Source organism: Yeosuana marina, assembly GCF_011762485.1.
GTDB lineage: Bacteria > Bacteroidota > Bacteroidia > Flavobacteriales > Flavobacteriaceae > Yeosuana > Yeosuana marina.
Window position 1 is genome coordinate 55,944 of record NZ_JAAKGI010000014.1, and the last position, 23,509, is coordinate 79,452.

The following is a 23,509-nucleotide window of genomic DNA, read 5'->3' on the forward strand; positions in this document are numbered from 1 at the left end:
TTGCTTATTTTTTTCTTAAATCTAGGGTGTTTGGAAACTCAAAATTTACAGGTAATTCTTTATATCTGAATTTTTTTGATGCATCCTTTTCGGTAACATTTTTATTCGATCTGTTGGTATCTTGATTAATTTCTTCAACCGTTTCTACATCACCTTGCGTATGCCCGAATTCCCAAAAACGATTGATGCGTCGTGATTCGGCTTCGTAGCTATTTACGGGATAGGTTTCATAACTTCGTCCACCCGGATGCGCCACAAAATAAGTACAACCGCCAATCGAACGTCTGTTCCAAGTATCAACAATATCAAAAACTAATGGTGTATCAACATCAATGGTTGGATGTAATGCCGAATACGGATTCCATGCCTTATAACGAATACCTGCCACAAATTCTTCTTTAACAGGTGTTTTGTTCAAATTCACTTTTAAACCGTTGCAGGTGAGCACGTATCTGTCGCTATTAAAATTAGATACTTTCACTTGAACACGTTCTACTGAAGAATCGACATATCGAGCCGTTCCACCGCCAGTCATTTCTTCACCTAAAACATTCCAAGGTTCTATACCAGCACGCAATTCTAAATGAATATTATTAATTTCGACCATGCCGTGAAGCGGAAATCTGAATTCAAAAAACGGATTAAACCAATCTTCTTTAAACTTATAACCAGCTTTGTTTAATTGCGAAACAATATCTTTAATATCCTCTCTTACAAAGTGTTCAATTAAAAATTTATCGTGTAATTCTGTTCCCCAACGTACTAAATTATGTTCGTAAGGTTTTTTCCAGAACCAAGCCACCAGCGTTCTCACTAATAGGTTTTGCATAAGACTCATTTGCGGGTGCGGAGGCATATCAAAGGCACGTAATTCTAATATTCCTAAACGTCCAGACGATGAGTCTGGCGAATACAATTTATCGATACAGAATTCGGCACGGTGCGTATTTCCTGTTAAATCAGTTAATAAATGTCTAAATAACCTATCTGTTAACCAAAATGGCACTTCGCCATCTTTCGGTATTTGGTTAAAAGCAATTTCGAGTTCGTATAGGTTTTCCATACGTGCTTCGTCAATTCTTGGTGCTTGACTCGTGGCACCAACAAAAGCTCCAGAAAACAAATATGAAAGCCCAGGATGATGTTGCCAAAACGTTAATAAACTGCGTAATAAGCTCGGCTTACGCAATAACGGACTGTCAGCCGGAGAAACACCACCTAAGGTTACATGATTACCGCCTCCAGTACCTGTATGCTTGCCGTCAAGCATGAATTTTTCGGTACCTAAACGTGATTTTTTGGCTTCCTCGTAAAGTGCGAAGGTATTATTTACAAGCTCGTCCCAGTTTTTAGCTGGATGCACATTAACCTCAATAACTCCAGGGTCTGGAGTGATTTTTAAAGATTCTAATCGGCTATCTTTGGGTGCATCGTAACCTTCTAGTGTTACAGGAATATTTAGTTCTTTGGCAGTCGCCTCAATCGAGGCGAGTAAATCTAAAAATATTTCAATAGAATCCAGAGGTGGTAAGAAGAGGTAAAGGTTACCTTCTCTAATTTCAGCACAAAGTCCCGTTCTAATAAAATAATTATTATAAGATTCTTCTATGCCATTTTCTTGCACCTCTTTATATCGTTTAGAAACGATGTTTTTATAGCTTGGAAGTGATTTCTTTTTAGAAAAATTATCGGGTTCGTATTGAGGAAATTCACCTTGTTTTGGTTTTCTAATCAGCGAATCTAAAGGTAATCGCAATCCGATAGGCGAGTTTCCAGGAATTAAAAAGAGATGATTTCGTCTAAAAGCCCATTCGCTTGTGTACCATTTTCCACTCGTGTTATTAAGCGGTAAAATATATCCAACGGGTTTTGAAGTTCCTTCATTTAAAATCTCTTTCAATTTGTTTTTTACCAGTAAATTTCCATCCTCTTTTGTGGGATCGATATCAATTGGTAATTTTCCTTCTTGCCATAAGAAATAAAATGAATCTTCGAACGAAGGAATAATATGTTTATCTGAAATCGCTAAATGCTTAGTTAGCGTTTCTAAAAATAGTTTATCGGCATGCTCTGGGACAACAGGATTATCTGAAAACAATGATAACAATTTTCTGTTATGCCAAATAAGTTTACCATCTTTTCTCCAACAAATTTCAATTTGCCAACGCGGAAGCGGTTCTCCTGGATACCATTTTCCTTGCGCTTGATGAAGAAAAGCACCTTTACCAAATTTATCATATAATCTCGTGGTTAGGCTTTTTGCTAACTCTCTTTTATGAGGTCCGTCGGCATCGGTATTCCATTCAGCCGATTCCATATCGTCTATCGAAACAAATGTTGGTTCTCCACCCATAGTGAGTCGTACATCACCTTTTTCTAATTGTTTTTCAACTTTATAGCCAAGTTTATGAATGGCTTTCCATTGCTCATCGGTGTAAGGTTTGGTAACTCTTGGCGATTCGAATATACGCTTTACAGAATTTTCGAAAAAGAATTCGGTTTCACAAACATCGGTGGAACCAGAAACGGGTGCAGCACTTTCAAAAGACGGAGTACAAGCTAATGGAATATGTCCTTCACCAGCTAATAAGCCCGATGTTGCATCAAAACCAATCCAGCCTGCTCCAGGAATATAAACTTCGGCCCAGGCATGTAAATCGGTAAAATCTTCTTCAGGACCAGATGGACCGTCTAATGATTTTTCATCAGATTTTAACTGTACTAAATAGCCTGAAACAAAACGCACTCCAAACCCTAAATGCCTCAATACTTGAACAAACAACCAGGCGTAATCTCTACAAGATCCGTTTTTTTGACTTAAGGTTTCTTCACAGGTTTGTACGCCAGGATCCATACGAATGTTGTAATTAAGGTACTCGTATATTTTTCTGTTAATATCGATTAAGAAATAAATGGTTTTTCTTGGTGTATAATCGATGGTTTTAATAAAATTTTCAAGAAGTTCGCCTTTATCGGTAATTTCAAGATAGGGAAGGAGTTCTTTTTTAACGGTTTCTTTATATTCAAACGGAAATTCTTCGGCATATTCTTCAACAAAAAAATCGAAAGGATTGATAGTTTTTAAATCGGCTATAATTTCAACTTCTATAGATAACTCCTTTGTTTTTTCAGGAAAAACCAATCGTGCTAAGTAATTCCCAAATGGATCTTGTTGCCAATTAAAAAAATTGTTTTCTGGTTTAATTTTTAGCGAATAGGCCTCTATAGGTGTTCTGCTATGTGGTGCTGGTCTTAGCCTAAAAATATGAGGAGATAGCGATACAGGACGATCGTATTTATAAAGTGTTTTATGAGAAATTACTATTTTTAAAGCCATGTTTTAGTTGGTTTTTCGAAAGACGCAATTTAATTGTTTTTTAAATGAAACTTGATACGCATATTTAAAATAAAGAGCCTTTTATTAACATATTTATTAGCCTAATTTACAAATTACTAGGTAGTATTAAATGAATTTTTAATATAGTCCTTAAGTTTTATAAAATCATTAAAATTTAAATTTTAAACTGCTGTAATCTCATATTTGCTAACGAAATAATCAAAAGTTGCTAATCGATTTGCAATACCGTTGTTAAAATACTTTTGAATACCTTAAAAAAGACAAAACATGTATGTTTTTTGAGAACATACCTTTAATTTAGTGATTTTAACTTTAAGAAATAAAAATCATGAAACGTCATAATAGCGCAATCATTATATTGTTTTTAACGCTCTCATTTTTTGAAGTAAACGCTCAAAATAAGTCTTCATTAATAAAAAAAAATGCTCAAGTAGAAACTATAGAAACGAGATTTCTATTTACCGAAGGACCAGCCGTAGCGAAAGATGGGAGTGTTTATTTTACAGATCAGCCGAACGACAAAATTTATATTTGGAATGAAAAGAATGGTATTTCACTGTATTTAGAAGGTACAGGAAGATCGAATGGCATGTATTTTAATGATAAAGATCAACTTGTTTCATGTGCCGATGAAAAAAATCAATTAGTCTATTTTGATGAACATAAAAAAGTACATGTTATTTTTGAAAACTATAATGGTAAACATTTAAATGCGCCCAATGATTTATGGATTGCGCCAAACGGAGGTATTTATTTTACAGATCCGTATTATCACAGATCATGGTGGAGCGAAGACCATAAGCAAGTTCAAGATGTTCCAGGGGTTTATTATTTAAATCCGGAAGGGACTATTACCCGCGTAATTTCTGATTTTGTAAAACCCAACGGAATTATTGGAACACCCGATGGAAAGACAATTTATGTTGCAGATATTGGTGATGATAAAATTTGGAAATACACGATTCAAAATGATGGTAGTTTAACCGATAAAACATTTTTTGCGCCTCATGGTAGCGATGGTATGACCATTGACAATAAAGGCAATGTGTATCTTACATCTGGTAAAATATGGGTTTATAGTCCGGAAGGCAAACTTATTAAAGATATTGAATTTCCAGAAAAACCTGCCAACGTTTGTTTTGGTGGTAAAAAAAGAAATATACTTTTTGTAACGGCTCGAAAAGGTATTTATACCTTGAAAATGAAAGTAAAAGGAGTAGACTAGATCTTAAAATTAGTCTTCATAAACTCTGTTTTCCTGTTCTGCTACTCTAATAAACGTGGTACGTTTGGTAAGTTCTTTTAAACGTTGCGCCCCAACGTAGGTGCACGTGCTTCTCAAACCACCTAAAATGTCTTGTAAGGTTGACTCTACATTGCCTCGATAAGGAACTTCAACAGTTTTACCTTCACTAGCTCTATATTCAGCAACACCACCAACATGTTTTTCCATAGCTGTAGAGGAACTCATCCCATAGAATTTTCTGAAAGGTTTACCGTTGCGTTCTATTATCTCACCACCACTTTCGTCATGGCCTGCAAGCATGCCACCAAGCATCACAAAATCGGCACCAGCACCAAAAGCTTTAGCAATATCGCCTGGAGTGGTGCAACCACCATCACTAATAATTTGTCCACCTAAACCGTGTGCTGCATCGGCGCATTCAATAATAGCAGATAATTGCGGATAGCCAACACCCGTTTTTACTCTTGTGGTACAAACAGAACCAGGACCAATACCAACTTTCACTATATCGGCTCCAGATAGTAATAGTTCTTCAACCATTTCTCCTGTAACAACATTTCCAGCTATAATTACCTTGTCAGGATAGTGTTCTCTTGTTTGTTTTACAAAATCTGCGAAATGTTCAGAATAGCCATTAGCCACATCAATACAAATAAATTTTAAGTTTGGATTGATTTCAAAAATAGAAGCTAACTTTTCTAAATCTTTTTTCCCCGTCCCTGTACTAATAGCAATATGATTTTCAATATTTTTTGGTGCATTGGTAGCAAATGTTCTCCAATCTGAAAGTGAATAATGTTTATGAATTGCTGTAAACAAGGATTTATTTGCTAGCGCCAAAGCCATATCAAAAGTACCCACAGTATCCATATTAGCTGCTATAATAGGAATTCCTTGCCAAGTTAAAGGGCTATGTAAAAATTTAAATTCTCGTACTAAATTTACTTGAGCTCTGCTTTTTAATGTTGAACGTTTTGGACGAATCATCACATCCTTGAAGCCAAGTTTTATATCATATTCTATTCTCATTTTGTTATAAAATTAGTGGAGTACTTTCAAAAGTATTATTTTTAAAATTGAAAAATTGTAAAAAACGAATAAATTACATGAACCTCATGTTATTATTTAATATTACCTTTATATTGGCAGAAATTTTTACAAAAAATATAATAAAAACTTACAGAAAAAACCATTTTGGGAATTAGAGCAGATATCAAAAATTTTCTAAAAAATCAGCTTAAAACAGCATTTCTTAAAAAATCTATGCGATCATTTAAGATACGAGTAGTATTGATTTTTTTCTCCTTTATTACTATGATTATTTTATTGTTTGTTGGATATTCTCAAATTGAGAAAAAAAATGATTACTTATTAAATGATATAAATAAGATCAATCAAGTCAATAAAAATATTTCTAAAACTACCATAGATTTTCAATCTTCCTTATTATTTCATTTTAATAAACAATTAGACACAAAGAGCTATGTAGATTCGTTATTGTTATATAGCTCGAATTTAGATGGTTATATAAAAACATTAGATAGTTTAAAGGGTAATTTAGTTGCACATTCAATTAATTTTGATAATGAGTTTAATGTGATATTTCATGATATAAACGTTATTAAAACTCAAATAGATGAAAATAAAACATTAGATGAATTATCAATTAAAGAGTTCTATAAAAATATTGATATTAATGGTAATCGTTTGAATGATACTTTGAGATTACTTAACGGCAAATTAACTCAAATAGCAAATGGTAGAGAAAAAGAATTGAAAAGTAATGCCTCAATGTTCTTTTTGTTACTTGTTGTTCTATTTCTGGTTATAGTTTATTTTCTGGCGCATAGATTAACTCGAGATTTAAGAGAATTAAATTTAAAAATAGAGACTTTTAATGAATTAGATACAAATTTTAAAGAGGAGCCTTTAATTTCTAATATTGATGAAATTAGGAATTTAGATAAAGCTTTTGAATTAATAAAGTCTAAATTACGATTATTAGAGTCAGATTTAGAAGAAGCCACCAAGATAAGTGAATATAAGTCTGTATTTCTAGCTAATATGAGTTATGAAATTAGAACACCTCTTAACTCCGTATTAGGTATGATAAATATGCTTAAAAAGAGTCAGTTAACCACAGAGCAACAAATACAATTAGAGATAGCAGAATATTCATCAGAGCATGTTTTGCAGTTAGCAAATATGATTTTAGATAATTCTAAAGTAGAAGGAGGAGAAATTAAATTAGAATTATCTGCTATCGATTTAAAATCTGATTTATCAAGATTAATTAAAGTTTTTGAATATGAAGCATGGGATAATAGCTTAAATTTTGAGTTTAAATTTTTAGCAGATGAAAACCAAAAATTTTTATTGCTAGCAGATATTAAACGTATAAAGCAGATTTTAACTAATTTGTTGAACAATGCAATAAAATTCACCAATGCAGGGACTGTTTCTTTAATTATAGATCAAACTGTAGGACCGGATGATTATCAGATAGTTACTTTTTATGTGAAAGATACGGGTATTGGAATTCCACCAGATAAAGCTAAACGAATTTTTAATGATTCAGACAATAATCATTTATCAATCATGGATTATTATGGAGGTACTGGCTTAGGATTAACAGCTTCTAGTCAATTAATAAAAGCGATGGGTGGTGAACTTAAATTGGAGAGTAAAGAAAATGAAGGGTCTATTTTTTATTTCAGTATTCAATTACAAAGAACTTTAAATCTGGAGCGAGAAAAATTAGAGACCAGTACAATATTACTCAATCAGTTTGACTATAAGTTTTCTGTTTTAGTTGCTGAAGACAATACCATGAACCAAAAAGTAATCAAGTTTCTTTTAGAGCAACAAGGAGCAGATTGTACGTTTGTTAAAAATGGATCTGATGCTGTTAAGCTTTTTAATATTTTAGATTTTGATATGGTATTCATGGACATATTTATGCCAGAAATGGATGGATATGAAGCGACTAAATTGATTAAAAAAAGCACGAAGTATGCTGAGCGTAATATTCCTATTATTGCAGTATCTGCCAGTGCTTTTGAAGAGGATATAAAAACCGCAAAAGAGGCTGGAATAGATGATTTTTTAGCAAAACCAATAGAAACTAAAAAATTAAAAGAACTTCTAGTTAAATACGCTCCTAAGGAGAAAACAACTAAAACAGAAGAAGAAAATAAATAATTACTTTACAGCTATCATACTAATTTCAACATGTACGTTTTTTGGTAATTGTGCTACTTGAACAGTTTCTCTAGCAGGCGCATAATCATCGTCAAAATAACTACCGTAAACTTGGTTTATTTTACCAAAATCATTCATATCTGTGATAAAAATAGATGTTTTAACCACATTATCAAATGTCATATCTGAAGCTTTTAAAACAGCTTCCATGTTTTTCATCACTTGGTGAGTTTCAGTTTCAATATCATCTAAAACCAACTCACTAGTTTTTGGATTAATTGCAATTTGACCAGACGTGTACAATGTATTTCCTGATAGAATGGCTTGATTGTAAGGTCCAATAGGAGCAGGAGCATTAGCCGTAGTAATTATAGTTTTTTTCATGATTTATGAATATTTTTAAAATCAAATATAGTTTTATAGTTGTAAATCTGGTTGTTTTCGTTTATCGTATTTAAGGTCTTTTAAGATGCTAGACTTAATACCAATAAAGAAATACCAAGAACTTCTAGAACTAAATGGTACCCAACTAAAATTCATTCTCCAACTTAATAAATCACGTTCAAAACGTAACTGTGTGTAAGTGAATCCTTGATTTTTTAAATCGTAACCAGAAGAGGCTCCTACAGACCATTTGGGAGATAAGTCAATATCACCAGAAAACATCAATGAGTGTGAGGATATTTCATTTTGGCGCCTTGAATTACTATAATTTACAGCATAAGCAATTCGTAAACTCCAGGGTATTTTGAAATTATAAAAAGTGCTTGATTCTTCTTCTTTATTATCTTTTTGCTCATCAAATCGTTGACTTGTAAAGTCGTCTGAACGACCGAATAAATCATCATCACGACCTCCACTTCGAAGATTTTCTTGGATGCTAGGGTCGTTGTTGTTGTTGTCTTTTTTATCACCTTTTTTGCTTGATAATGAGTAACTCATGGTAAGATTCGCGCTTGTTAACCTAAATAAGCTTCCTCCATTATCAATATTGAATTTATTGATTTTGTTATTATTGTTATCCAAAGCATATGGATCTAATGTGGCTCCAAAGTTTACACTCATTTTATTTTTAAAAAGTTGGGTACCACCACTCATTCTAACAGGGCTCCATTGCAAAGAATCTCCTGCTAAATTATAGGATGTTGAAAAGTTTAAGTTATTTAGAAGAGTAATTTTTTTAGGCTCTGTTGCTGTGGTGTCTCTGTCTTTTACTTTTGCTTCAAGATTATTAGATAAGGATAGACCTATTGAGCTTGAAAAATTCTTACTGGGCGAGCCAAAAATACCTTGTTCAAATCTCGTGTACTCTACGTCGCTAGTCGTTAAACCATCTGCACTCACTACTTCGTAAGTATCGTAATATTTATCAAAAGCCGGATTAATACTATAACTTATAGAAGGCCTCATAACGTGTCTAATTTTCTGTATTTTAGGATCTTTACCTTCTTTTTCAAAATCAAACATCCCATAAATAGTGGTTCCTAAACTGGCGCTGAAGTTATAAGTTCTAAAAGAATCAAAACCATTAATTTCTTCCGAGATCGTTTTTTTCTCTAAAGGGTCGTAATATTTATTAATAGTTTTAAAGGTCCAAACTTCATTGTAATTCGTACTCGCACTTAAACTAAAGTATTTAAATACTTTAAAATTTGTGCTCAATGGGATTGAATGTTGAAAACCAGCTTTAGCATCTCTAAACATTTCTTTTTTAAAGAACAATGAATCTGTTGTTTGTATTCTGTTTTCTCCTCTTAAGTTATACTGAAGATTTATGTTTTGTATAATTCCTTTTTTGGAGCCTGTTTTTGGTGCAAAAGGAAATATTCTACCAACACTTCCTTGAAAGGTTGGTAATGTCATATTAATTTGTTCTGTATTGGTATTTTGCGAATGTGTAGCGGTAACGCTAAAATTCACTTGTGGTTCACCCTGAAACGTTTTAGAATAAGAAACTGATGACGAAAGCGTATTATTAAGGAAATTACCTGTATTCACTTGATTTAAAGATGTTCGGTAATAGGTGCTACTTCCTAAGTTAACCGAGGCTGAAAATCTTGAGTTTGGGCTTGATTTTCCATCTTTACTATGAGACCAACGCAAATTATATACGGTTGATTTGCTATAATCTGGGAAGCCACGTTCACTACTTATTAAGTTTTCATAGCGAAACCCAAAATTTCCTCTAAATTTATATCGTAAGGCATAATTACTTTCTAAACGAAAGCCATAACTACCATTTGTATAATAATCTCCTAAAACAGCCAAGTCTACATAATCACTAACCGCAAAATAATACCCACCATTTTGTAGAAAATATCCTCGACTACTTTGCTCTCCAAACGTTGGAAATAAAATTCCTGATGTTTGTTTTTCAGACTGCGGAAAAAAACCAAAAGGGAGTCCAATTGGCGTGGGAACATCATAAATAAAAAGATTGGCTAAACCGGTTACTATTTTTTTTCCAGGAACTACTTTTGCTTTTCTTAATAAGATGTAATATTCAGGATCATCTAAATCTTCGGCAGTTGTGTATTTTCCTCTTCTAATAAAATAAACAGAATCGTTTTCTTTTTTTGTTAACTCAGCTATAACTGTTCCTCCAGATTGTTCTGTTTTCGAATTGTAAATGAGTGCTTTTTGAGTTTTAGTGTTGAATAAAATAGAATCTGGTTCAACTACATTGCTACCTTGAGTAAAAACAGGAGCTTGAGTATAAACACCTAGAGAATCTATAAGGCCTTTGGCGTACACTTCATTTTTACTGTAATCTATAGTAATATCACCTGCTTTAATATTCATATCACCGTATGTTATTTCAGCTTCATTATGCAAATAAAATTTTTGCTTCTTTTGATTAAAGGACGTGTAATCAGTTGCTTTATAATCAACAATATGTTCTAATAAACCCTTTTTAGGCTTAACAGAATCTTTTAAAGTACTGTCCTGAGCTTTTTCAGAAATTTGAATTGCATCTATGTCTTGAGTATTTAAAACTAAACTGTCATTCTCAGTAGTAGGTTTTATAGTAGGACTCTTTTTCGGTATATCTTGGGCAAAGCTTAACATGTTTATAAACAATGTAAAACTTAGTGCAAAAAGTAATTGAAAGTTGTTTGTACGCAACGCTTTTAAATGTATTTTTGTAAAAAGATGGCTCGGTTTTTGAAAAATCAAAATTACAATATTTTTTTTGTGATTATTTCTTTATCAAATAAAATTTAAAATTAAAATAAAGCACGCTTTTAAGCCGTTAAAATTAATATGAAAACGCACAGAGTATTACTTTTCGTATCTTTTATTATAGTATTAACATGCTCACCCTTGTTAATGGCCAATAATATCAAACTTTCGCACAAATTTGTTGTAGTGTTAGACGCAGGTCATGGAGGTAAAGACCCCGGTAGACCAACAAAAAATGGCTATAAAGAAAAAGATATTGCTCTTAAAATTGTTTTGGCAATAGGAGCAGAACTAGAGAAAAACCCAGATATTAAAGTTATATATACACGAAAAACAGATGTTTTTGTAGATTTATTTGAACGAGGTAGAATAGCTAATAAAGCTGAAGCGGACTTGTTTGTTTCTATACACTGTAATGCCCATAACACACAAGCCGAAGGTGCAGAAACGTATGTTTTAGGAATTCATAGAAATAAAACAAATTTTGAGGTGGCTAAAGCTGAAAACGAAGCCATATATTTTGAGGAAGATTATGAGAAAAAGTATTCTGATTTTAATCCTAATTCTCCTGAGGCCGTTATCGGGTTAACCCTAGCTCAAGAAGAATATTTAGATCAAAGTATTGAGTTAGCTACCCATATACAAAAGAATTTTGTCAAAGAGTTACACAGAAAGGATAGAGGTGTTAAACAAGCTGGTTTTATTGTGTTGCATCAAACAGTCATGCCTAGTGTATTAGTAGAAACAGGTTTTATTACTAATAGAACTGAAGGGGCTTTTTTAAATTCAAAACGCGGACAGCAAGAAATAGCTAAATCAATAGCAGAAGCAATTGTTAATTATAAGAATTCACTCAATCAAAATGTTGGAGAAGATATGGTTGCTGCTGAAGCAACGAATAAGCAGGAAGTTAATCAACCAACAAGTTCTGATAATGATATCATTTTTAAAGTGCAAATAGCTGCAGGATCTAGAAAAATTGCCACAAAGCCTTATAATTTTAAAACTTTAGATGATATTTCTAGGGAGCAAGAAGGTGGATTATATAAGTACTATTACGGTTCTACACCAGATTTCAATAAAGTTCAAAAGCTAGAGGAAATAGCAAAAACAAAAGGTTACAAGTCCAGTTTTATTGTAGCTTTTAAAGATGGTAAAAAAATCTCCTTAGATGATGCTTTAAAAACATCTGCTAATTAATCTCATTCTTTTCAAATTTATTTTAAATTTGTTTATCTAAAACAGTTACTTTGAAAATAACAAAAGAAGTTAAAACAGCCATATTAGTATTACTGGGAATAGTCCTTTTTATCTTTGGGTTTAATTATTTAAAAGGTAAAAACCTATTTGAATCCAACGATTTATATTATACTGAATTTGATTATAATGGATTAAGTACTTCATCTGTAGTTACCGTTAAAGGTAATACAGTCGGTAAAGTTCAAGAAATAAATTATGAGTACAAAACGGGTAAAACAAGAGTCGCTTTTTCTGTAAGTGATCAATTAAAATTTTCTAAAAACAGTATCGTTAAATTATATCAAACAGGGTTGATGGGCGGTAATGCGTTAGCTATTTTAATAAGCAACGATGGAGAACAGGCAAAACCAGGAGATGTTTTAAAATCTAAAGTAGAAGTTGGACTTATCACAAGTCTTTCAAAAAATTTCTCAGGAGTAAGTACAGATTTAAATGCAACATTAAAAACTACAGATACGCTTTTAGGAAATATTAATAAAATAGTTATTGATGAATCTGATAGAGGCTTACAACAAACTATAGCCGAATTAAATACAACTTTAAAGAGTTTTAAGCAACTATCAAATTCTGCAAATGGTTTAATTTCAAAAAATGATGAAAATATAGCTATCATTCTAGAGAACTTTAAGACTACCAGTCAAAACTTATCACAATTATCTGCCGAGTTAAAAGAAGCAAATTTAGATGATACTCTAAAAAAACTTAATACTACAGTAGTCAGCTTAAACACCGTGTTATCAGGGATTGAAAACGGCGAAGGTTCTATGGGCAAATTACTAAAAGACGACAGTTTATATAGCAATTTAGAAGGAGCTAGTTTGCAGTTAGAACAATTACTTCAAGACATGAAATTGAATCCTAAACGCTATGTTCATTTCTCTTTGTTTGGTAAAAAACCAAAACAATATGATGCTGATGGTAATGAAATAAAAGAAAAAGATTAAACCATTTTTACATGGATTATATAACAAACATACTTTTTGCTGTTTTACTATTTATTGGTATCGGTTATTTTTCTAAAAATGTCAAAAAATTAAGTCGTAATATTAAATTAGGTCATGACGTTGATGTTAGTGATAACAAATCACAACGCTGGAAAAATATGGCTATGATAGCCTTAGGCCAAAGCAAAATGGTTCATCGTCCAATAGCAGGAATTTTACATGTTATTGTTTACATTGGTTTTATAATTATCAATATAGAAGTTTTAGAAATTATTATAGACGGTCTTTTTGGAACGCACCGCATAGGATTAAGTGTCTTGCCAGTTTCCGTTTATGGCTTTTTAATTGGTGCTTTTGAAGTGCTTGCTGTTTTAGTTTTGGTGTCTGTTATTGTATTTTGGATTCGTAGAAACATCTTAAAAATAAAGCGATTTTGGAATAAAGAAATGACTAGCTGGCCTAAAAATGATGCTAACTACATATTGTATTTCGAAGTTGTGTTAATGTCGTTGTTTTTAATCATGAATGCGAGCGATATTCATTTTCAATCCATGAATTCAGGCAACGTTATCAGTCAATTTATAGCGCCTTGGTTTAGTGGTTTTTCAGAAAGTGCTTTACATAGCATGGAAAGAACTGCTTGGTGGTTCCATATTATAGGTATTTTAATTTTCTTAAATTATCTCTACTTTTCAAAGCATTTACATATTTTATTAGCGTTTCCAAATACATTTTATGGAAGCGTAAAACCTCAAGGACAGTTTGATAATTTAGAAGCTGTTACTAAAGAGGTCAAAATGATGATGGATCCCAATGTCGATCCGTTTGCTGCTCCAGCAGACAATGCAGAAATGCCTGCAAAATTTGGAGCTAGTGACGTGCAAGATCTCAATTGGGTACAATTGCTTAACGCCTACACATGTACAGAATGTGGTCGTTGTACAAGTCAATGTCCTGCAAATCAAACAGGTAAAAAACTATCACCTCGTAAGATTATGATGGATACCAGGGACCGATTAGAAGAAGTTGGCAAGAATATAGATGCTAATAAAGGAACTTTTGTAGACGACGGAAAGCAATTGTTAGATAACTATATAACAAGAGAAGAATTGTGGGCATGTACCTCATGTAATGCGTGTGTAGAGGCTTGTCCGGTAAGCATTAATCCCTTGTCAATTATCTTAGATATGCGTCGTTATTTGGTTATGGAGCAATCAGCAGCTCCAACGGAATTAAACAATATGATGACCAACATAGAAAACAATGGTGCTCCATGGCCATACAATCAAATGGACAGATTAAACTGGAAAAACGAATAAATTAGTAATGGCGTTACCCGAGGGTCGGGCTTTCGGCAGTCGCTTTTTTTGAGAAAAACAAAAAAGAGCTCCAACAAATGCCTCAATCCCTAACGCAAAATAACCGTAAATAATGAGCGAATTACTTAATGTACCAACAATGGCCGACTTTATGGCTCAAGGAAAACAACCAGAGGTATTATTTTGGGTGGGTTGTGCAGGTAGTTTTGATGACAGAGCCAAAAAAATAACAAAAGCATTTGTAAAACTTTTAAACAAAGCTCAAGTAGAATTTGCGGTGTTAGGAACCGAAGAAAGTTGTACGGGCGATCCAGCAAAACGAGCAGGAAACGAGTTTTTATTTCAAATGCAAGCTGTTACCAATATAGAAGTAATGAACGCTTACGAAATAAAGAAAATCGTCACAGCTTGTCCACATTGCTTTAACACTATAAAAAACGAATATCCAGAACTTGGCGGAAATTACGAAGTATTGCATCATACACAATTTTTAAAAAGCCTGTTAGACGATGGTCGTTTAACCATTGAAGGCGGACAGTTTAAAGGAAAACGTATCACTTTTCATGACCCTTGTTATTTAGGCAGAGCCAATAATGTGTATGAAGCTCCAAGAGATTTAATAAAAAAATTGGAAGCAGAATTAATTGAAATGAAAAACTGCAAAAAAGACGGCTTGTGTTGTGGAGCAGGAGGAGCTCAAATGTTTAAAGATGCCGAAAAAGGAGATAAAGAAGTGAACATAGAACGTACCGAACAAGCGTTGGATATAAAACCGGAAATTATAGCTGCAGGTTGCCCATTTTGCAACACCATGATGACCGATGGTGTTAAAGCCAAAGAAAAAGAAAATGAAGTTCCTGTAATGGATATTGCAGAATTGATTGCTAATGCTCAAGATTTATAAAAAAGAATATGCTAGTAGATTTTAATACGTTACCCGATGAATCAAGAGTTTGGATTTACCAAGCCAACCGATCATTTTCAGAAGAAGAGATTGAAGAGATACAATCAAGATTAGAGGAGTTTATAGAAAACTGGACTGTTCATGGTAGTGACTTGCAGTCTGGCTATTGTATTAAATATAAACGATTTATAGTCATTGGTTTAAATCAAAACATTAATAGCGCTTCCGGTTGTTCAATTGATGCGTCTGTTCATTTTATACAACAGTTAGAAAAAGATTTTAATGTTGATTTATTAGATAAAATGAATGTTTCTTATAAACAAGGCGAATTTGTAGCTTATAAAACATTAACCGATTTTAGGCAAATGGCTAAAGACAAAGCTGTTTCAAAAAACACTATCGTGTTTAATAATTTAGTCAATACTATTGCTGAATTTAAAGAAAATTGGGAAGTTCCAGCGAGTGAAAGTTGGCATAGTAGATTTTTGAAGTAATGGTTATCCAACCTAAATAAAGTGTCATTGCGAACGCCGTGAAGCAATCTGTTAAATTTTAGTTCTATTTCTTCAGAATACTTCTGTTTTAACTCCTTAGTAATGAACACAAAAGACCTTTTTACTGCTCTCAAGGAGACATAATACTTAAAATAAATTAAATTCAGCTTTACCAACTCACCCTAAACAGAAAATTAGGGGTTAGATGCAGGGAATAATAATCTTCAATGACAACAGAATCATTTGAACCGTTGTTTTCAATCATTCCTCTACTTAGGTGATTTTTTTGATTATATAAATTCCAAATAGAAAAACCAATTTTCCCTTTTGTATTAGATTTTTCTGAAAAAGAAAAATTATAAACAGAAGAGAGATCTAATCTGTGATAGCTTGGGAGTCGTTCTGTATTGACGCCTACAAATTCAACGTTATTGGTATTAGGGTTAGTAGTTGTTATGGTATATGGCATTCCTGTATGCCATTTCCAGCCTAAAGCAACCTGTAATCGTTTTGTTTTATAGGCTATAGAAGTAGATATAGCATGGTTTACTTCATTACTAGCTGTAAAATACTGATTATTGTTTATGCCTTCAAACCTATTGTCGGTTTTATTAATTGAATAACTTATCCACGTTTTAATTTTATTAAAATCTTTTTTAGCATAGAAATCTAAACCATATATATGCTGATTTCCGATGCGATAATTTTGGGCCTCTTCATTAAAAACACCAGACGACAGTGAGCTAATTCCCTTTACTTTTTTAAAATATGAATCAAAATCAAAGCTCCAACCTCTATTATGGTAAAGTAATCCAAGGGTTATTTGTTTACCATTTACAATAGGCGATTCATTTCCGTCAGACAATCTCCAAAGTTTGTTGCTTTTAGAGATATCACTAAAAACACTTTCATTAATTTGATAAATAATTTGATTTTTAATTTCGCCAGAGGCTTGTAACTTAAGGTGATTGCCAAGTTTTTTAATAAGCAATAGTCTAGGCTCAAGCCTAAATGCATTAAGTTCTTTATAGTAACTTGCCCTCAATCCTAAATCAAAATTAAACGACTTTAAATGTCGGTTTGAGTAATTAGCAAAAAGAGAATGTGTGTTTATTTTTGAATTGTTTGTGTCTAAAACATTTTCCAAATCAGTTGTTTCAGCAAAAGCGTAACGCACATTTTTAAAAGATGTTTGGTAACCAAAACTGCTTGTATTGTTGTTGCTTAGTGTTGAAATTTCAGTTGAAAAATCAAAGTCTTTTATATAATTTTCTTTATCAAAATCTGATGTTTGGTTTTCATTATCAGCTGTTATAAAACTATAATTTAGTCCGTAATCAGAATAACTTAATTGGGTGATTTGTTTTGTTTTAGTACTCCAGTTTTTTCTCCAATTTAAACTAAACCCATTATTTTCTGTATCTAAGTAATCTTGATAAAATCTGTTTTTAGTAACATTTTGATAATCATGTTGTAAATCGTTATCAATATGAATAAGACTAGCCGATATTTTGTTGTTAGTATTTAATTTATAGTTTAACTTTAAATTATAATCATTAAAATGGAATTTTTCTTCAGAGTATTCATTATCTAAAATAGAAGAGTTTTGAAATACTTTTTGTTCCATTCTTTTAAAGGTTCCTGTTTCAAATAAGTTTTCGTAGGATCTTCTGTAAGCCACTAAAATACTTAATTTGTTTTTTATCAGGGGAGCTTCAAAATAAACATCCCCACTAATGCCATTAAATCCAAAACCAGAATTAATTTTCTCAGGAATATTGTTACTTGTAGAAATATCAACAACACTAGAAATTCTCTCACCAAAACGTGGGTTTGTACCTTTATTATAAAATTTGATACTTTCAGTTATATTGGGATTGAATGGAGAAATCATTCCAAAAAGATGCCCGCTATGATAGATATTGATTCCGTCCCATATAATTTGATTTTGATCGGGCGTTCCGCCTCTAACATTTAAGCCAGAAGCCGTTTCGTCGGGACTTATAACACCCGGTAATTCTTGGATACTCTCAAGAACATCAGCCTCAATAAGACCAGGTAAAATATCTAATAATTTGGGTTTTATGGTAAAAGAGGCATCAACACTTTTAGTAATTCCTCTGGTTAAATAGTCTTTTATGATAACTTCATCTAATTGTTGGTAATTAGCCTCATGTTCTGCTTCATTAATAACAATGTATCGTTGATTAATGATTTTAAAACTAACATTTAAAACGACTGATAATTCATCAAGAACGTCTTGGAGCGTACGTTTTTTATCTTCTAATGAGACAATTTTATTATCAATAAGTTTATTGGGATATGATATTTTAACACTATAAACCTTTTCAACTTTTAGTATGGCCTCATTAGCTGGAACCTTGTTAAATTGAATTGGAAACGCTGCATTTTCTTGAGAAAAAGCAGTAAACGGTAATAGTATAATTAGGAGATAAATACTAAATTTCATTAAACTCTTTAGACAATAATATTTTCTTGTCTAAAATAGTATATTTAATGTTAACAGTCTCAAAAACGGAGGCAAGAGCTACATTTAAATTTGTATTATCAAAACTTCCTGTAAAAATAATGGAGTCATCAATTTTTGAAGTATCAAATTTTATATTGAATTGTTTTTCTAAAGCTAAAACAACTTGTTTTAAAGGCACTCTTCTAAAGCTGCTTTCTCCATTAACCCAAGACGGATTTGGAGGTAAAGACTCTAATGTTTCTTCTTCAAAAACACCGTTAGTGCTTCTAACAGATAGGTTAGGAGTTAATATAAAGTCTTTATTATTGCTATGTACTTTTACTTTGCCTTGATAGCATACAACCTCAAAAAAATCCGGGTTTGTATTGATGTTAAACTGTGTTCCTAAAACTGTTATACTGCCATTATTGGTAACTACTTTAAAGGTGCTTCCTTTTGTTACTTTAAAGAATGCCTCACCATCTAAAAACACTTCTCTTTTATATTTCCAATCTTTTTTGTTGTATTTTAATAACGATTTTGCATTCAGTAAGACTTCTGATCCATCTTGAAGAAGAACACTTTTTTGCTCACCAAAATTAGATGCATAAGCGATCGTATTTGTTTTGAAAAATATAGTTGCACTAAAAAACAACACGATAGAAGCTGCTATAGCAATAGCTATTTTTGCGTATAGTGGTATTATTTTTGTTTTTGTAGATTTTTTATGCTTTATTTTTTCTTTAACTTTAGCATAAGTAGTGTCTAATGGTTTTTGTAGTTGTTCATAAACATCTATACCAGCTCTAATTTTTTTATAGGCACTAAACTCTTTATCTCCGACTAATTTTTTAAAATCAGCGTCAGAAAGCTCTCCTTCAATCCATTGAGCCAAAAAAGTGTCAGTATCATGATTCGTAGTTTTCATGTCCATAAATTATCTTTTATCAGTTCTAATACAATTAAAAAATATAAAACCCTACTTTTTAAACGTTTCCAATTTTTTCGCGTAGTACTAATAGTGCACCATGCATGCGTTTTTCAACGGCTTTAACAGAAATACCTAACTGCTCTGCAATGTCTTTATATTTCATTTTTTCTATTCTATTTAATAAAAATACTTCACGTTGCGTTTCGGGTAAATTTTCTATTGTTTTCTCTAGTTTAATTAAAAATTCTTCTTCCAGCAGCAAAAATTCTGGAGATTCATTGGTGCTATCTTTTTTATAGCCTTGTTGATGATTGTCTACTACTTTATTATGTTTTACAATGTTTAGAAATAAATTATTGGCAATAGTATATAAATAACTCTTAATAGTATCATAAACTACTTTTTCGCAGTCTTCCCAAATTTTCACAAAGGTATCTTGCACAATATCTTCAGCTAAGTCTGTGTCTCTTGTTTTAGAAAAGATAAAACGTTTGATGTCTTTTGCATGGTTATTAAAAACACTTTCAAAGACAACTTCGTTGCAAACGTTTTTTAATTCATTTCCCATCTACATATTATTTGGGCTCAAAGCTATGTAAAAAAATATAATTTTTTGGGTAGGGTATTTTTTTAATTAGATGTAATATTTATGATTCTGTCTATAACTAAATTACGGTTATAGTAAACCACTGATTAAGTTTTTGACAAGTTATTTGATTGATTGATGGTTATAAAGCCTTAAATTTTTAAGGCTTTATTTTTTTAGGTAGGGTTATTTTATAAGTAATTGTAATATAGATAAACACAATTGTTTGTGGCAACATATTCAACTGAAGTAAACATCATAAAAACGTTAATATCATTTAAAATTTAATACAAATGAAAAAAATACTTTGTTTTAGTGCACTTGCACTTGTTTTTAGTTTTAACATGCTTGGTCAAAATTGGGTAACAAATTTTGATGAAGCAAAGCAAGAGGCTTCAAAAAATAATGAAAATATTGTTTTAGTTTTTCAGGGATCTGATTGGTGTGGCCCTTGTATAAAACTAAATAAAGAAATATGGAGTAGTTCAGAATTTAAGAAACTATCTAAAGATCATTTTGTGATGCTAAAGGCAGATTTTCCACGGAAAAAAGCTAATAAACTATCTAAAGAACAAACGGCTCAAAATGATAAATTGGCAGAATTGTATAATAATGAAGGTTACTTTCCTTTGGTAGTTGTGCTCAATTCAAATGGAAAAGTATTGGGTAAGATGGGTTATGAAAAAATATCTCCAAAAGCCTATTTTGATAAATTAACTTCATTTGAACCGTTACTTTGAAAAATTATTTTTTTGGAATACTGTGTTTAGTAAGTTCCTTAACGTTTTCACAGGAAGTGTATAGAAGAACGTTAAAACTTATGGGGAGTCGCTTTGATATTTCAGTTGTTGCTGAAAATCAAGAACAAGGAGATTCTTATATCGATCTTGCGGTTAATGAAATTTCAAGGATAGAAAAAATGATCTCCTCATGGGATCCTTCTACAGAAACATCTGAAATCAATAGAAATGCTGGTATAAAACCAGTTGTAGTGGATAAAGAATTGTTTGATCTCATACAGCGGTCTATAAAAATCTCCAATTTAACAGAAGGTGCTTTTGATATTAGTTATGCATCCATGGACAAAATCTGGAAGTTTGATGGAAGTATGAAAGAAATGCCCAGTGAAGAGGCCATTAAAAACTCTGTAGCCAAAGTAGGATATCATAATATTATTTTAAACGAAGCAGATCATTCCGTGTTTTTAAAACTAAAAGGCATGAAGATTGGTTTTGGAGGAATTGGCAAAGGGTATGCTGCTGATAAGGCTAAGGCCTTACTTAAAAGTAAAGGAGTGAAGGCAGGAATTATAAATGCGTCTGGTGATTTAAATACTTGGGGAACACAACCTGATGGAAAGGATTGGATGGTTGCTATTGTAAACCCTATAAATAAAGAAAAAGTGTTTTCATGGATGCCGGTGCGTAATTCGGCAGTTGTCACCTCTGGTAATTATGAAAAATATGTCAAATTTAATGGCGTATTATACACTCATATTATTGATCCAAGAACGGGATACCCGAGCACAGGTCTTTTAAGCGCTTCTATATTTACTGCAAATGCAGAGTTAGCGGATGCTTTGGCTACTTCAATTTTTGTAATGGGTGTAGATGTTGGGTTAGATTTTGTAAATCAATTAAAAGGCGTAGAGTGTATTTTGGTTGATAAAGACAATAAAGTTCACACCTCACACAATATAAATTTAAAACAATTAAATGCGAAATAATGCCTGCAACTAAGTTGATAATAATAGAACTGTTTCGTGTTAAAAATCATCTACAATAAAAAAATAGCAAATGAAAAAAATAATAATAATGGCAGTAGGAGTCATTTCTTTTACATCGTGCGTGGCGGTAAAGGAGTATGAAAAAGTAAATCTTAATGACCCAGATATGGCTTTATCGAGAAAGAAATCCGATAGGTTTGAAAGAAATTTTCAAGTGTATAGAGAAGGAGCTTCTGGGGCTAATGGCGGAAAGTCTGGTGGTGGCTGTGGGTGTAACTAGTCATTTTTAAAAACAAATTTCAATATCATTTATTTAGTAAATTCATGAAAGCAACCTATAAATTAATAGTTTTTGCAATTTTATACTCTTCAATTACATTTGCTCAAAATCAAACCAATACCTACAAGAAGCGAGTTTTAGAAACTGCTGAAGCAGATTTTTTAACAAGTTATTATAACCAAGATGGCGATAATGCTTCAGTTACCGGAGGTATTGGAAGTGAAAAGCTTAATGATTTCACACCAACCGTCGTTGTAAGTGTTCCGTTAAATGACGACGATGTGTTAACCATAGATGCAGGAATATCAACGTATTCTTCGGCATCTTCAAGTAATTTAAATCCTTTTGACAGAACCATAAAAGTACCAAAATCTAGTACAACGGTTATTACATCTGCTTCAAAAGGAACAACTAAGAAAGTAACAAACTATGCTTATGTAACTGCCCCAACTCCATGGGCAGCATCATCAGGCGCCTCAAGAGCAGATATCTGGGGAAATATTACAGGGAGCTATGCTCATAGTTCGGATAACAGAAATACTATTGTGGACGGCGATATTTCTGTATCTCATGAATTTGATTATAATTCCTTGGGAATTGGAGGCGGACTCACAAAATTATTTAATGATAAAAATACAACTCTTGGTTTAAGTGCTAATGTCTATTTAGATAAATGGAACCCTAAATATCCAACTGAATTGCATTGGTATTTACAAGGAAATAAAAGTTTAAACAGCAACTATTTTCAGGGTGTGCCTATTTATAATCAAAATGGTGTGGCCATAGATAAAACTGGTAATACTACACCAGTTTGGAATCCTGTAAACTATAGTTATATTCAAAATAAATCAAGGAACTCCTATTCGGTATCATTTAGTTTTGCTCAAATATTGAATAAAAACGCACAGTTTTCCTTGTTCTTTGATGTTGTAAAACAACAAGGATGGTTATCAAATCCTATGCAACGGGTTTATTTTTCAGACGTTGCTAATTATTATATTGGGGACCCTGCCAGTATCCCTAATTATACATCACGTAGTAACAAGAATGTATTTCAATTAGCTGATGATATGGAGCGTTTGCCTAGTAGCCGTTTAAAATTACCCATAGGGATGAACTTTAACTATTATTTAAATGAAACGTTTGTTTTGAGAACCTATTATCGCTTTTATACGGACGACTGGGGTATTAAATCAAATACAGCTAATATAGAAATACCTATTAAGATAAGTCCAAAGTGGACCTTATATCCATCGTATAGATACTATAATCAAACAGCGGCTGATTATTTTGCACCTTATGAGCAGAATTTGTCAACCAGTACGTTCTATACATCAGATTATGATTTATCAAAATTTAACGCCAATCAATATGGATTTGGTTTTGGATATACCGATATTTTTGCCAGCTGGCACCTCTGGGGACTAGGGTTAAAGAATATTGATTTAAAATATTATAACTATAAAAGAAGTACAGGTTTAAAAGCAAGTATCATAACAGCAGGCTTTAAATTTGTTTTAGATTAAATGTTTATAACGTAGTTATAAATCTATCTTAAAGTCTTTTATTTTTGATACTAAAAGCAGTAATTTGGCATAGTTTTTTGA

At 32.2% G+C, this 23,509-nt stretch carries 18 protein-coding genes; 11 read left to right on the forward strand and 7 right to left on the reverse strand.

What is annotated here, in order from left to right; genetic code table 11:
• Window positions 1–4: 4 nt before the first annotated feature.
• Window positions 5–3,337, reverse strand: coding sequence for a transglutaminase family protein (locus G5V56_RS11860; RefSeq protein WP_166965252.1), 3,333 nt, complete (start codon window positions 3,335–3,337; stop codon window positions 5–7).
• Between the two features lie 349 nt (window positions 3,338–3,686).
• On the opposite strand from G5V56_RS11860, the gene G5V56_RS11865 reads away from it, so the two are divergent.
• On the forward strand, window positions 3,687–4,583 hold the full coding sequence (locus G5V56_RS11865; protein WP_166965254.1) for an SMP-30/gluconolactonase/LRE family protein: 897 nt from the start codon (window positions 3,687–3,689) through the stop codon (window positions 4,581–4,583).
• 9 nt (window positions 4,584–4,592) lie between these two features.
• Here G5V56_RS11865 and G5V56_RS11870 read toward each other — a convergent pair whose 3' ends face one another.
• The gene (locus G5V56_RS11870; protein WP_166965256.1) at window positions 4,593–5,633 is read right to left on the reverse strand and encodes a GMP reductase; all 1,041 of its coding nucleotides are present in this window, start codon (window positions 5,631–5,633) and stop codon (window positions 4,593–4,595) included.
• Window positions 5,634–5,867: 234 nt separating this feature from the next.
• On the opposite strand from G5V56_RS11870, the gene G5V56_RS11875 reads away from it, so the two are divergent.
• The gene (locus G5V56_RS11875; protein ID WP_166965258.1) at window positions 5,868–7,805 is read left to right on the forward strand and encodes a response regulator; all 1,938 of its coding nucleotides are present in this window, start codon (window positions 5,868–5,870) and stop codon (window positions 7,803–7,805) included.
• On the opposite strand, the gene G5V56_RS11880 is transcribed toward G5V56_RS11875, so the two are convergent.
• Both G5V56_RS11880 and G5V56_RS11885 read right to left on the reverse strand, forming a co-directional pair.
• The gene (locus tag G5V56_RS11880) at window positions 7,806–8,189 is read right to left on the reverse strand and encodes a RidA family protein (protein WP_166965260.1); all 384 of its coding nucleotides are present in this window, start codon (window positions 8,187–8,189) and stop codon (window positions 7,806–7,808) included. It lies immediately after the preceding gene.
• A gap of 33 nt (window positions 8,190–8,222) precedes the next feature.
• On the reverse strand, window positions 8,223–10,982 hold the full coding sequence (locus G5V56_RS11885) for a putative LPS assembly protein LptD (protein WP_166965262.1): 2,760 nt from the start codon (window positions 10,980–10,982) through the stop codon (window positions 8,223–8,225).
• A gap of 87 nt (window positions 10,983–11,069) precedes the next feature.
• Here G5V56_RS11885 and G5V56_RS11890 point away from each other — a divergent pair, with 87 nt between their 5' ends.
• From G5V56_RS11890 to G5V56_RS11910, 5 genes are all read left to right on the forward strand, one after another.
• Window positions 11,070–12,188 carry an N-acetylmuramoyl-L-alanine amidase family protein gene (locus tag G5V56_RS11890; protein WP_166965264.1) on the forward strand — a complete coding sequence of 373 codons (1,119 nt, stop codon included), beginning with the start codon at window positions 11,070–11,072 and terminating at the stop codon, window positions 12,186–12,188.
• 50 nt (window positions 12,189–12,238) lie between these two features.
• Window positions 12,239–13,192, forward strand: a complete 954-nt coding sequence (locus G5V56_RS11895; protein ID WP_166965266.1) for an MlaD family protein — start codon at window positions 12,239–12,241, stop codon at window positions 13,190–13,192.
• Between the two features lie 11 nt (window positions 13,193–13,203).
• The gene (locus G5V56_RS11900) at window positions 13,204–14,511 is read left to right on the forward strand and encodes a (Fe-S)-binding protein (protein ID WP_166965268.1); all 1,308 of its coding nucleotides are present in this window, start codon (window positions 13,204–13,206) and stop codon (window positions 14,509–14,511) included.
• Window positions 14,512–14,623: 112 nt separating this feature from the next.
• On the forward strand, window positions 14,624–15,415 hold the full coding sequence (locus G5V56_RS11905) for a (Fe-S)-binding protein (protein ID WP_166965270.1): 792 nt from the start codon (window positions 14,624–14,626) through the stop codon (window positions 15,413–15,415).
• An 8-nt stretch (window positions 15,416–15,423) separates the two neighbouring features.
• Window positions 15,424–15,909 (forward strand): ABC transporter ATPase, encoded by a 486-nt coding sequence (locus tag G5V56_RS11910; RefSeq protein WP_166965272.1) that lies wholly within the window; start codon window positions 15,424–15,426, stop codon window positions 15,907–15,909.
• Between the two features lie 169 nt (window positions 15,910–16,078).
• On the opposite strand, the gene G5V56_RS11915 is transcribed toward G5V56_RS11910, so the two are convergent.
• Genes G5V56_RS11915 through G5V56_RS11925 form a run of 3 tightly spaced genes read right to left on the reverse strand, consistent with a single transcriptional unit; the run spans window position 16,079 to window position 19,878 of the window.
• Complete coding sequence (locus G5V56_RS11915) at window positions 16,079–18,379, reverse strand: FecR domain-containing protein (protein ID WP_166965274.1); 2,301 nt, start codon at window positions 18,377–18,379, stop codon at window positions 16,079–16,081.
• Entirely contained in the window at window positions 18,369–19,313 is a 945-nt protein-coding gene (locus G5V56_RS11920) for a FecR family protein (RefSeq protein WP_166965276.1), read from the reverse strand. The genes G5V56_RS11915 and G5V56_RS11920 overlap by 11 nt, the downstream gene beginning before the upstream one ends.
• A gap of 52 nt (window positions 19,314–19,365) precedes the next feature.
• On the reverse strand, window positions 19,366–19,878 hold the full coding sequence (locus tag G5V56_RS11925) for an RNA polymerase sigma factor (protein ID WP_166965278.1): 513 nt from the start codon (window positions 19,876–19,878) through the stop codon (window positions 19,366–19,368).
• Between the two features lie 311 nt (window positions 19,879–20,189).
• Between G5V56_RS11925 and G5V56_RS11930 the strand changes: the two genes are divergently transcribed.
• The 4 genes from G5V56_RS11930 to G5V56_RS11945 all read left to right on the forward strand — a co-directional run bounded on the left by G5V56_RS11930 (window position 20,190) and on the right by G5V56_RS11945 (window position 23,428).
• Window positions 20,190–20,636 (forward strand): thioredoxin family protein, encoded by a 447-nt coding sequence (locus G5V56_RS11930; RefSeq protein ID WP_166965280.1) that lies wholly within the window; start codon window positions 20,190–20,192, stop codon window positions 20,634–20,636.
• Window positions 20,633–21,622 (forward strand): FAD:protein FMN transferase, encoded by a 990-nt coding sequence (locus G5V56_RS11935; protein WP_240911309.1) that lies wholly within the window; start codon window positions 20,633–20,635, stop codon window positions 21,620–21,622. Before G5V56_RS11930 ends, G5V56_RS11935 begins: the two co-directional genes overlap by 4 nt.
• A 70-nt stretch (window positions 21,623–21,692) precedes the next feature.
• Entirely contained in the window at window positions 21,693–21,902 is a 210-nt protein-coding gene (locus G5V56_RS11940) for a DUF4266 domain-containing protein (RefSeq protein ID WP_166965282.1), read from the forward strand.
• Between the two features lie 44 nt (window positions 21,903–21,946).
• The gene (locus tag G5V56_RS11945) at window positions 21,947–23,428 is read left to right on the forward strand and encodes a DUF3570 domain-containing protein (RefSeq protein ID WP_166965284.1); all 1,482 of its coding nucleotides are present in this window, start codon (window positions 21,947–21,949) and stop codon (window positions 23,426–23,428) included.
• Window positions 23,429–23,509 lie beyond the last annotated feature (81 nt).

Excerpts from the sequence above, each read along its gene's own strand:
- G5V56_RS11860 (WP_166965252.1), bottom strand. The coding sequence starts at position 3,337 with ATGGCTTTAAAAATAGTAATTTCTCATAAAACACTTTATAAATACGAT.
- G5V56_RS11865 (WP_166965254.1), top strand. The coding sequence starts at position 3,687 with ATGAAACGTCATAATAGCGCAATCATTATATTGTTTTTAACGCTCTCA.
- G5V56_RS11870 (WP_166965256.1), bottom strand. The coding sequence starts at position 5,633 with ATGAGAATAGAATATGATATAAAACTTGGCTTCAAGGATGTGATGATT.
- G5V56_RS11875 (WP_166965258.1), top strand. The coding sequence starts at position 5,868 with ATGCGATCATTTAAGATACGAGTAGTATTGATTTTTTTCTCCTTTATT.
- G5V56_RS11880 (WP_166965260.1), bottom strand. The coding sequence starts at position 8,189 with ATGAAAAAAACTATAATTACTACGGCTAATGCTCCTGCTCCTATTGGA.
- G5V56_RS11890 (WP_166965264.1), top strand. The coding sequence starts at position 11,070 with ATGAAAACGCACAGAGTATTACTTTTCGTATCTTTTATTATAGTATTA.
- G5V56_RS11900 (WP_166965268.1), top strand. The coding sequence starts at position 13,204 with ATGGATTATATAACAAACATACTTTTTGCTGTTTTACTATTTATTGGT.
- G5V56_RS11905 (WP_166965270.1), top strand. The coding sequence starts at position 14,624 with ATGAGCGAATTACTTAATGTACCAACAATGGCCGACTTTATGGCTCAA.
- G5V56_RS11910 (WP_166965272.1), top strand. The coding sequence starts at position 15,424 with ATGCTAGTAGATTTTAATACGTTACCCGATGAATCAAGAGTTTGGATT.
- G5V56_RS11915 (WP_166965274.1), bottom strand. The coding sequence starts at position 18,379 with ATGAAATTTAGTATTTATCTCCTAATTATACTATTACCGTTTACTGCT.
- G5V56_RS11920 (WP_166965276.1), bottom strand. The coding sequence starts at position 19,313 with ATGGACATGAAAACTACGAATCATGATACTGACACTTTTTTGGCTCAA.
- G5V56_RS11925 (WP_166965278.1), bottom strand. The coding sequence starts at position 19,878 with ATGGGAAATGAATTAAAAAACGTTTGCAACGAAGTTGTCTTTGAAAGT.
- G5V56_RS11930 (WP_166965280.1), top strand. The coding sequence starts at position 20,190 with ATGAAAAAAATACTTTGTTTTAGTGCACTTGCACTTGTTTTTAGTTTT.
- G5V56_RS11940 (WP_166965282.1), top strand. The coding sequence starts at position 21,693 with ATGAAAAAAATAATAATAATGGCAGTAGGAGTCATTTCTTTTACATCG.
- G5V56_RS11945 (WP_166965284.1), top strand. The coding sequence starts at position 21,947 with ATGAAAGCAACCTATAAATTAATAGTTTTTGCAATTTTATACTCTTCA.